General features: G+C 63.4%; 4 protein-coding genes. 3 read left to right on the top strand and 1 reads right to left on the bottom strand.

The window, feature by feature from the left end; all coding sequences use genetic code 11:
• Together HB630_RS19960 and HB630_RS19955 are read left to right on the top strand one after the other, a co-directional pair.
• Positions 1-6881 (top strand): VCBS domain-containing protein (locus tag HB630_RS19960; protein WP_213773983.1); only part of this gene is annotated, 6881 nt, incomplete at its 5' end.
• A 44-nt stretch (positions 6882-6925) separates the two neighbouring features.
• The gene (locus tag HB630_RS19955) at positions 6926-8320 is read left to right on the top strand and encodes a GGDEF domain-containing phosphodiesterase (protein WP_213773982.1); all 1395 of its coding nucleotides are present in this window, start codon (positions 6926-6928) and stop codon (positions 8318-8320) included.
• An 80-nt stretch (positions 8321-8400) separates the two neighbouring features.
• On the opposite strand, the gene HB630_RS19950 is transcribed toward HB630_RS19955, so the two are convergent.
• On the bottom strand, positions 8401-9570 hold the full coding sequence (locus HB630_RS19950) for a sensor domain-containing diguanylate cyclase (RefSeq protein ID WP_213773981.1): 1170 nt from the start codon (positions 9568-9570) through the stop codon (positions 8401-8403).
• A 654-nt stretch (positions 9571-10224) separates the two neighbouring features.
• Here HB630_RS19950 and HB630_RS19945 point away from each other — a divergent pair.
• Positions 10225-11841, top strand: coding sequence for an ABC transporter transmembrane domain-containing protein (locus tag HB630_RS19945; RefSeq protein WP_213773980.1), 1617 nt, complete (start codon positions 10225-10227; stop codon positions 11839-11841).
• Positions 11842-11938: the final 97 nt, after the last annotated feature.

Genomic DNA, 11938 nt, shown 5'->3' with positions numbered 1-11938 from the left:
TGAAGGACGGCGAGACCCGCACCGACATCTTCCAGGTCACGGTGACGGATGGCTCCGGCGCCACGGCAACGCATGAAGTAACTGTCACGGTGACCGGCACCAACGATGCGCCGGTGATCTCGGGGACTGGCACCGGAGCGGTGACCGAGGACGAAGTGCCAACGGCGAGCGGCAAGCTCGATGTGTCGGACGCCGATATCGGCGACAGTGCAACGTGGAGCATCGGTAACGATCACGGCTCCTATGGCGATCTGACTGTCGACCAGAACGGCAACTGGACCTACACGCTGGACAATGACTCGGCGCAGGGGCTGAAGGACGGTGAGACCCGCACCGACATCTTCCAGGTCACGGTGACCGATGGCTCGGGCGCCATGGCGACGCATGAGGTGAGTGTCACGGTGACGGGCACTAACGATGTGCCGGTGATCTCGGGGACCGGCACCGGTGCGGTGACCGAAGATCAAGTGCCCACGGCGAGCGGCAAGCTCGATGTGTCGGACGCCGATATCGGCGACAGTGCAACATGGAGCGTGGGCAACGATCACGGATCCTATGGTGATCTGACCGTCGACCAGAACGGCCAGTGGACCTACACGTTGGACAATGACTCGGCGCAGGGGCTGAAGGACGGCGAGACCCGCACCGACATCTTCCAGGTCACCGCAACCGATGGCTCGGGCGCCACGGCGACCCATGAGGTCAGCGTCACGGTCACCGGCACCAACGATGCCCCTGTCATCAGCGGCGTCGCGACCGGAGCGGTCACCGAGGATGATGAGCCGAGTGCGTCCGGCAAACTGATATCCACCGACGTCGACCAGGGGGATACGGCGACATGGACCGTCGTGAACGATGGTCACGGCAGCTATGGATCGCTCAGTGTCGATCAGGACGGCAATTGGACCTACACGCTGGATGATCGGGCGCAGGCGCTGGGCGCGGGCGAATCGCATCAGGATGTCTTCACGGTCACGGTGACCGACGGCGCGGGCGCCGTTGCCGAACAGCAGGTGATGATCAATGTCGCGGGCAAGAACGACGCACCTGTCGTCGAGTCCGCATTGGCCTTCTCGGTAAACGAGGACGGCACGATCACGATTTCGGATGCGCAGTTCCTGCAGGGCGCTTCGGATATCGACAGCCCGACATTGAACGTCGCCAATCTGCTCGTGAATGGCGGCGTTGGCACCTTGAGCGGTCCTGACGAGCACGGTTACTATACTTATGCGCCGCCGCCGAATTTCAGCGGCGACATCACGCTGTCCTATGACGTGACCGACGGGCAGGCGTCCACGCACCAGACCGCGACCATCGATATTATTCCGGAGGCGGATGCACCCGATCTGACGGTGTCGATCGGGCCTGGCACCGAGGTTGGCGGTAGCGGCGGCGGTGAGGGCGGCGGCAACGATCCCGATCTTGGCATCGATATTTCGATCACCGATCCGGGGTCTTACGATCAAACCGGCACCGAGGGGAGCGACTGGATTCGGGCCGGCGAGGGCGACAACGCCATCAAGGCTGGCGGCGGTGACGACACCATTTATGGCGACATGGATTATCAGTCGTCCGGCAAGGACTATATCGATGCGGGAGCCGGCAACGACACGGTCACCGGCGGTGACGACAGCGACCAGATCGTCGGCGGTGAAGGCAACGATACGATCTATGCCGACTTCCAAAACGTCTCCTCCAATCCCGGCAACGACGTGGTCGATGCAGGTGCCGGAAATGACATTGTCTTTGGTGGTGACGGTGACGACAAGATCGCGGGCGGCAGCGGCGATGATACGCTCTATGGTGATTTTGATTACCAGACCAAGGGCGGCAACGACCAGATCGACGCCGGCGAAGGCAACGATCTTGTCATCGGCGGCGCGGGCAATGACATCATCGCCGGCGGTGACGGCAACGACACGATCTATGGCGACTATCGCTGGAACACCAGTGACGACGGCGACGACAGGATCGCCGGTGGCAAGGGCGACGACACGATCTACGGCGGCGGCGGGCAAGACACGCTGGTGCTTGTGGGTAACCGCAACGAATATCAGATCACGCAAAATCCGGATGGATCCTTCACCATTGTCGATACGGTCGCGGGCCGCGACGGCACCGACAAGGCCTACGATATCGAAAACTTCAGTTTCGCCGATGGAGATGTGCCTGCGTCGGATATCCTGACGGGCGGCGGCAGCGAACCTGCCGGCATCCAGTATCCGGTGAACATCACGACGGCGCTGACCGATACGGACGGCTCGGAGCATCTGTCCAACATCACGATCGATATGTCGAACGTGCCGGATGGCACGATCTTCAGCGCGGGCGCGCTGGTGGATGGCCATTGGGTGTTGACGCCGGATGAACTGCCGGGCCTGACCATGACCGTACCGAGCGGATCGCCGGCGTTCGATCTGAATGTTAGCGTCACGTCGACGGAAGCCTCGGGCGGCGATTCAAAGACGACGAGTGTTACGGTTGAGGTTGGCGGGTCCGACCAAGGGGCGTCAGCGTCCGGCGGCGAATCCGCTGCCTCGGCTCCGGAGAGTGCCGACAGCGCCACAGAGCATGTGGTCACGCCGCCGGTGACGGATGTGGATCAGGCGCCGGTAATCGCCGGCGCGTCGACGAGCGACTCGGGCACGACCGCGCAAGGCTCCGGCTCGTCGACGGACAGCGGCGATGCAGGCTCCGGTTCGACGACGCCAGGCAGCGGGAGCGGCACATCGGCCGGTGACGGCACATCGTCATCGGCAGGCGATCCGACGACGGACGGCTCGGGCACGACTGCGCAAGGCTCTGGCTCCTCCACCGACGGCGGTGACGCCGGCTCCGGTTCGACGACGCCAGGCAGCGGGAGCGGCACATCGGCCGGTGACGGCACATCGTCATCGACAGGTGACCCGACGACGGATGGCTCGGGTACGACCGCGCAAGGCTCTGGCTCCTCGACGGACAGCGGTGACGCCGGCTCCGGTTCGACGACGCCAGGCAGCGGGAGCGGCACATCGGCCGGTGACGGCACATCGTCATCGACAGGTGACCTGACGACGGATGGCTCGGGCTCAACTGCGCAAGGCTCTGGCTCGTCGACGGATAGCGGCGACGCCGGCTCCGGTTCGACGACGCAGGGCAGCGGGAGCGGCACATCGGCCGGTGACGGCACATCGTCATCGACGGGCGATCCGACGACGGACGGTTCGGGCACGACCGCGCAAGGCTCTGGCACATCGAGCGATGGCGGTGACGCCGGCTCCGGTTCGACGACGCCAGGCAGTGGAAGCGGTCCATCGACAGGTGATGACACATCGTCGACAGGCGACCCGGCGACGGGCGGTTCGGGCACGACCGCGCAAGGCTCTGGCACATCGAGCGATGGCGGTGATGCCGGCTCAGGTTCGACGACGCAGGGCAGTGGGAGCGGCACATCGGCTGGTGACGGTACATCGCCATCGACGGGCGACCCGACGACGGACGGCTCGGGTACGACCTCACAGAGCTCCGGCACCTCGACCGACGGCGGCAGTGCTGGCTCTGGCACGACAGCGCCAAGCGGCGGCGCCGGTAGTGAGGTCGCGCCGCCCGCCGCCGGAGAGCCGGTCAATGCGGATGGACAGATCTCGCTGGTCAGCGTCAACGACTGGTATAACCCGAGCTGGGGCGGAGGCTATAACGCGACCTTCCAGCTGACCCTGACCGACGACATGCTGAAGGGCGGCAGCGTCGAGGAGTGGAGTTTACAGGTCGGCCTCAACAACCCGAACGCGGTCATCTCGACCGGCTGGATCGACGGCTTCAACGGCACCGTTTCCTTCGACCCCGCGACAGGAATTTTCACGAACGAGGGGCAGGACTACAAGCCCGAACTGCATGCCGGAGATACCATCCAGTTCACCGTTCAGGTGCAGGACACCGGCTTCAACATGTCCGACCTCTCGTTCTCCTACCAAGACCTCGATCCCGCGCTCCAGGGAACGGCGGATAGCGGTGCGGGCCTCGGAACGGCAACGCAAGATGGCGTGACGTCGGTAGATTCCGGTGACGTACAGACGGCATCCGCCGATGCGCTGGCTGCTGCGGTGATGGCGGATCATGCATTGTCGTCTGCGACGGCCGACAGCGCCCAAGCAACGGCGCAGGCCGGCGATCAACAGCAGGCCACGGACCACCCGACCGATGTCGCTGTATCGAGCGGCGCGGGTGATAGCGGCAACATGGCCACGCCGTCCGCCGATGAAACCCCCACCACTGCGGATACACCTGTGGAGGGTGCGACGCAGGCTGCATCGAACGATCTAGCCGTCAGCAGTGTGACCACGTCGTCAACCACTGCACCGGCTGCTGCGACAGATGTGGGGCAGCCGAGCGTTGCGCCTGACGCTGCACCAGTGAACCATGTTGATGACACCGCGGCCACCAGCAGCGCTCAGCCGCCGACGGCACCCGTTGCTGATGCGGAGTCCACGGTTCCGGAGTCAACGGCTCATGCCGACGCGGCTGTGACGGTGGGCTCCGCCGATGGCGATACGAGCGCCGCCCAAGGAGCAGGTCAGAGTCAGGCGGCGGATGATACGCAAGCGGGTACGGCGTCCACGACCGATGCGAATCATGCCGATACCGATGCTGCTGCCACCGGCACCCAGCCTGATGCGGCTGTGACGGCGGGCTCTGCCGATGGCGACACGAGCACCGCCCAGGGAGCAGGTCAGAGTCAGGCGACGGATGATACGCATACAAGTGCGGCGTCCGCGACCGATGCGGGTCATGCCGATACCGGTGCTGCTGCTGGCGGCGCCCAGCCTGATGCGGCTGTGACGGTGGGCTCTCCCGATGGCGACACGAGCGCCGCCCAGGGAGCAGGTCAGAGTCAGGCGGCGGATGATACGCATACAAGTGCGGCGTCCGCGACCGATGCGAATCATGCCGATGCCGGTGCTGCTGCTAGCGGCGCCCAGCCTGATGCGGCTGTGACGGTGGGCTCTCCCGATGGCGACACGAGCACCGCCCAGGGAGCAGGTCAGAGTCAGGCGACGGATGATACGCATACAAGTGCGGCGTCCACGACCGATGCGGGTCATGCCGATGCCGGTGCTGCTGCTGGCGGCACCCAGCCTGACGCGGCTGTGACGGCGGGCTCTCCCGATGGCGACACGAGCACCGCCCAGGGAGCAGGTCAGAGTCAGGCGGCGGATGATACGCATACAAGTGCGGCGTCCTCGACTGATGCGAATCATGCCGATACCGGTGCTGCGGCGGTTGGCGCTCAGCCTGATACGGCTGCGGCCGCCTCTACGGATACTATTTCGCGCGCAGATACTACCGCGGCCTCCGGCCCGGTCGAGAACGAGCAGCAGCCGAGCGCACAGGATGCGGCTCATGCGGGGACATCGACATCGGATGCCGCGTCGTCCGCACAGGGTTCCGGCGCCTTGGCAGATAGCGCCGCAGGCTCCGGCTCGACCGCAGCACACGACAACGGCGCCGGCAGTGAGGTTGCTGCACCTGCCGCCAGCGAGCCGGTCGACGCGGGTGGGCATGTCACGCTGGTCAGTGTCAACGACTGGTATAACCCGAGCTGGGGCGGCGGCTACAACGCGACCTTCCAGCTGACTCTGACGGACGACATGCTGAAGGGCGGCAGCGTCGAGGGATGGAGTTTGCAGGTCGGTCTCAACAACCCGAACGCGGTCGTCTCGACCGGCTGGCTCGACGGCTTCAATGGCACCGTCTCCTTCGACACCGCGACAGGAATATTCACGAACGATGGGCAGGACTACAAGCCCGAACTGCATGCCGGAGATACGATCCAGTTCTCCGTTCAAGTGCAGAACACCGGCTTCAACCTGTCCGACTTCTCGTTCTCCTACAACGACCTCGATCCAACGCTCCAGGGGACGGCAGTTAGCGGAACGGGCTCCGGAACGGCAGCGCAAGATGGCGTGACGCCGGTAGATTCCAGTGACGTGCAGACGGCACCCATGTCGGTGGACATCGCTGTTGGCGAACATAGCGTGCAGGCTTTTGCTCATTCAGCCGATGCGACAGATAGCGCTCAAGCACACGCGACCGCCGCTGCGCCTGCAGAGGCGACGGCCCATACCGATGCGACCGCCAGTGCAAGCGATGGCGACAGCAGCGCCGCACACGGAGCGGACCCAAGTCAGACGGCGTCGCCCGAGCATACGGCTTCTACCGCGTCCGACGCCGGCCATGCGGCCACCGGTCAGGATCTCGAGACGCCTGTCACGGGTAGCCATGGGCCAGATCAGAGCGCCGCGCCTGCAGAGGCGACGGCCCATACCGATGCGACCGCGGGTGCAAGCGATGGCGACGGCAGCGCCGCACACGGAGCGGACCCAAGTCAGACGGCATCGCCCGGGCATATGGCTTCCGCGGCGTCCGACGCCGGCCACGCGGCTGCCGGTCAGGATCTCGAGACGCCTGTCACGGGCGGCCATGGACACGATCACGACATTGCCGGTCCGGATATCGCAGATCACGGGGCTGGCCATTCTATCATCGATGTCGCCCATGATCAGGTGAGCCTGGTGCCCTCATCATCGACGGCCGGCGCCTATCTGGATCTCGTCCAACCGCACGCCGATGAGCATGTGTCGGCGTTGCAGCCAGCCGATCACCAGTCCCCGGGCGCCGTTGAATACGCGCATTTGACGATGGGGACCGAGCACGCGGCGCAGGAGCCGCCGCCACCCGATCACCTCTTTGTCGACGCACAGATCGAGCACGGCCCGGCGGCGGGGCCCGGCGACCCGGGCGAGCAGCATCATGTGGCCGATCACGACGCGGCAGTGGCCGCCGCGGCGGCACCTCCAGAGCCGATATCGGTGGAGCACGATCAAAGCCATAGCGGCAACTAGAGCGAACTCGAGCGGATGAACATGCGACTATGGAAAGGCCTGTGATGCCGACGATGCCGGGCGACGCACCCGACCACCACGCGATGGCGCTCATCGAGGCACACTGGTCGGTGGACGATTCTCGTTCCGGGAGCCGCCTGCCGGACCGATCCCGGTTTTTCAGCGCCATCAATGCCTTCATCGGCGCCCCGCCACGCGGGGACATGCAGATCGCCATCCTGGTCATCGATACCGCGACGCCGAACCAGTACGAAGAACTGGCGCGTGTGCTGGGCCGGGACGAGGCGGATTTATTCCGGGACGCATCGGCCAGGTGGATCAGTGCGTGCCTGCCGGCGCATACCAAGCTTTACAGTCTTTCATCCGTGCGGTTCGGGTGCGTCCTGCAAGTTGATACGCCGAGCGACTTCGAAGAGACCCTGGACCGGCTTGCATACAGAATCCGAACCCCGGATCCGGCGGGATGGTCCATTCCGGTTGCGACCTCGGTCGGGATCGGTGTCGCCTGCCATCCGCATCACGGCGCCGACGCGGCCGAATTGCTCCGGGCTGCCGGCAGTGGCGTCCATGAATCCTTGCAGAGCGGAAAGCCCTGGTGTGCTTACAGCCCGGTGTTCGATCGCGCTTCAATCCGAACGGCTCACCTGCTGCGCGATCTCGGTCCGGCGCTGACCGGGGACCAATTTCATCTCGTCTATCAGCCCAAGACGGATCTCTCGACCGGCCGCTGCATCGGCGCCGAAGCGCTGCTGCGCTGGAACCACCCGGCTCTGGGGCCGATCCCGCCGGACGAGTTCGTGCCGCTCCTGGAGCGCACAACGCTTGTCCATGCGATAACGAATTGGACACTGGGCGCGGCGTTGCGGCAGGTCGCGCTTTGGCGGGACGCCGGTCTCGATCCCCAGATCTCGATCAACGCCTCGATGCGGGACCTGGGGGACGATCATTTCGCGGCGCGACTGGCCGGGCTGTTCGAACGCCACGCGGTCCGGCCGGACTGGATTGACATCGAGGTGACGGAAAGCGCTCTGATGAAAGATCCGGTGCGCGTCCGGCGCCAGCTCGATGAGATACGACGATTGGGCGTGGCCATCGAGATAGACGATTACGGCACCGGCCAAAGCGGGCTTTCCTATCTGAAATATATTCCGGCGAGCTATGTGAAGATTCCGCAGGTCTTCGTTTTCCAGCTCGCCAGCGACAGGAACGATCAGATCATGGTTCGCTCGACCATCGATCTTGCGCATGATATGGGTCTGCGGGTCGTCGCGGAGGGTATCCGGGATGAGGCTGCGCTCGGCTGGCTGCGCGAACATGGCTGCGATATCGGCCAGGGCAATGTGTTCTCGCCACCGCTTGAGGCGGTGCAGTTCGAGCGATGGCTACGGAATGCTCGCTATAGCCCGTTCTATTCCACCAATCCGCAAGTCGTGACGTAGGCGAAGGATCGGCGTCAAGGATCACAGGCGATGAGACACCGTTACATCGCTACAGATCCAGGGCGCTCCGTCCTGAAATCCTATTCGACCTCGACGCGATTCCGGCCCCCTTCCTTTGCCTTGTAGAGAGCCCGGTCAGCGCGCTTCAGGATTGCGTCCATATCGCGCTCGCCCGGCGCCCGCATCGCCACGCCGATGCTGACGGTGAAGGGGATCGCGTTGCCGGTGCGCCAATGGTGCGAGAATTCCTGTTTCTCGATTGTCGCTCTCAGCATTTCCGCCCGCGCCCGCGCCCGCTCAAGATCCGTCCCCGGCATGGCCACCACGAATTCCTCGCCGCCCCACCGGGCGAATACATCCATATTGCGGCTGGCCGCCGTGCCCACTTTGGCGAGGACGCGCAGAACCTCGTCGCCGGCATCATGGCCATGCGTGTCGTTGACCTTCTTGAAGTAGTCGATGTCAAGCATGACCACGGAGAGGGGATCGTCCGTCCGCAGAACGTTCTCGACGACATCGAGGAATTCCCGCCGGTTCGGCAAGCCGGTCAACTCGTCGGTGCCGGCTTCCTTCTGAAGCAGGTCCATAAGCCGGACACGATCCGAGATGTCCCTGATGACGGCGGTGAATTCCAGCAATCCGTCGACGTTTATCTTGGAGATGGCGATTTCGACAGGCAACAGCGATCCGTCGCGATGCTGCCCGTAAATGCGATTGCGCTCGTCCATCTGCCTCGAATGAACGGGCGATCGGGCAAATTGGTGGATATGTGCGGAGTGATTGGCACGATACGCTTCTGGAAGAAGGTTGACGAGGGGCTGGCCAAGCATCTCGGAAGAATCGTACCCGAACAGATTCTGTGCGGCGCGGTTGAACAGGGTGATGTTGTGGGTCTGATCGATCGTTATGATGGCGTCATAAGCGGCGTTGACGACCGACCGGAAGCGGGAGGTGCTCACCTCCAGTTCGCGCGTCAACATCATCTTCGAGGTGATATCCAGGCCCGTGATAAGGATCTCGAGCACGGTGGAATCGCCGCCTGCTACATGCCGGAACGGTTTGAGTGACAGCCGCCACCAGCGGGTTCCATCCCGCAAATCGTAGGCTTGCTCCAGCTCCTGAGCGACGCCGGTCGAGAAGCATTCCTGAAGCTTCTTGCGAAGATCAAGCCGCGCATAGCTCGGGATCAGCGTGTCCAGCGGGAGGGGGAAGTTGCGGGTGCCGGTGCCTCCGCGCCGGCCGCCCGTCATTTCGAAGAAGTGCTCGTTGCAGGCGGATATAACCAGTTCGCCTGTCTCCTCGCGACCGATGATCGCAACGCTTGCGGCAATGCCATCGACAAATTCCTGGAGCTGGCGAATCCTGTCCGACATTGTAACCTCCACTTGATAGCCACTGAATGGGATCTGTGATCCCCTCGTCACCGTCAGAGAAGAGCGCGATGTTGGGCCCTGGAGCGGGATGACTTTTCTTCATATCGTCATCCAGCTTTATATTTTTCGAGGGAAAACCGGTTTCCACTTTTCCGGATCATGCTCCGGTGTCCGTTGACAAAGAATAAAAAGCCAAAAAAGATAAAGGCGCGATAAGGTCACTAGGTTCCGATCCTGTTGGATTTGACTAGATTCGACGAGGATCAGGCATTGGCCGGATGGAACGGTATGGCGATGCTGCTGATGCGCGCCGAATATTTATTTCGATTCAAATATTCCCGGGTTGTGAAGTTTCGGAGAGAGCTCAACTAAATTTCGATCGGTCGGAATGTTCATTTTTGATCGACAGCGATACGCCTTTGGATGGACAATGGTCTTACCGCGGGCGGTGAGTCAGTGGTCCCGCGACACGCGAGTTATATAATTGAACATATAGCCGGTGCTCATCCAGTTGCGATGGGAGAGGGAGCCATGGCGAGCGTGAACGTAGCCAAGCCTCCAGGCGTGGAGGCCGTCAGCGTTGCGGCTTCGATTGTAAGCCACATCCTGGCCCTCGCTATTCCGCTTGCGTTGCTTCAGACTTATGACCGCATTCTGCCGAACCAGGCCTATGGCACGACTTTCGTGCTGGCGGCGGGCGTAACCGTGGCCATCGTGCTGGAAGCCATCGTGCGATATACGCGAGCCGTGTTGTTCGCCTATGTCGGATCGGCCTTCGAGTCGGAGATGACGGTCCGTGTGCTCGACCATGCGATGCACGCCGACAGCCAGGCCTTCCATCAACTCAGCATCCCGGACTTGTCAGATGCGATCCGGGCCTCGGGCGAGGTCCGCGACTTCTGGTCCGGAAACGCGGCGGTGGCGTTGCACGAGCTGCCATTCGCCGTGATCTACATCATCCTGATCGCCTATATAGGATCATGGCTCGCCTTGATCCCGTTGGCATTCACCTTCCTGGCGCTGTTCGCGGCCCTCGCGGTCGCTCGGTCAGGCGCCAAGGCCGAGCGCGATGCCCACGACGCCCAATTGCAGCGGCAGAAGCTCGGCTGGGGAATATTCAAGGGTATCGTCGAAGCAAAGGCGATGGCGGCCGAAACCCTGCTGACGCGCCGCTATCACGATGCCGTCGCGCTCGTGATGGAAGCAACCGCGCGCGTGGCGAACCGGATGGCGCTCATCCGGGAGAATGGCAGCCTGATGGCCCAATTCTCGACGATTGGCATCGTGACCGCAGGCGCCTTCATGGTCGTGGCGGGCGAGTTGACGACGGGGGGCCTTGCAGCATGCACGCTTCTCGCGGGGCGCTCCGTCGGGCCGGCGATGGGCGCCTTCGGTTATCTCAGCCGGCGCCATCAGCGGCTTGAGGCCGAAGGCAGTATCCGCAAAGTCCTGTCGCTCCCGCTGGCTCCGGTGTGGGCCGGGGCGAGCGGGAGCGAGAAGCGCCGCTTCACCGGTGGTCCCATTGTCTTGTCGGGCCAGGCTCTACGCATGCACGGCGGCTCCGTCACGATCCCGCAGGGTGCTTTCGTTGACATCGACGTGCCGAATTCGCCAGTCGGCACGATGACGCTCAGGACGGTGATGCGGCTCGAGGATGCCTTGGGCATCTCCGTCACCTTCGACGGCCGGCCGATCGGCGCCTACGATCCACAGGACTTCAGGGAACATGTGACCAAAGCAAGCTCGGGCGCCGAGCTGATCCGCGGCTCGCTTCTCGACAATCTCACTTTGTTCAGCTCGAACTACGAAGCCGCGGCGATCCAGCTTTCCGAACGGCTTGGCCTGAGTGCGTTCGTGGATGGCTTGCGTCAGGGATTGATGACACCAGTCGGCTTGGGCAGTGCGGAGATCATCAGCCCCGGCATTGCCGCGCGCATCGGTCTTATCCGCGCCCTGGTTCGCGATCCCCTTATCCTCTGTCTCGACAACGCCGACGGCTCGCTCGATCTCGACGGCGTAGCGCGACTCCGTGAACTGCTGAAAGAGCTGAAAGGCCATACGACAATATTGCTCGTGTCGAGCAGCCCGGCCCTGTTGCAGCTCGCCGACATGAAAGTGCGTGTTGATCGCAGAGGTGTAGCAGCATGACGGAGACACTCATCGCTTCCGCTTCACCGGATGCGTCGCCCGCGGCGCCGAAGAGGCCGACGACCTGGTCCGAGGCGGTATGGCTGGAGCGCCTGGA

This window comes from Bradyrhizobium sp. dw_78 (genome assembly GCF_018449525.1).
Lineage (GTDB): Bacteria > Pseudomonadota > Alphaproteobacteria > Rhizobiales > Xanthobacteraceae > Bradyrhizobium.
The sequence above is the reverse complement of the archived record's forward strand: the minus strand, read 5'-3'. Positions and strand labels throughout refer to the sequence as shown.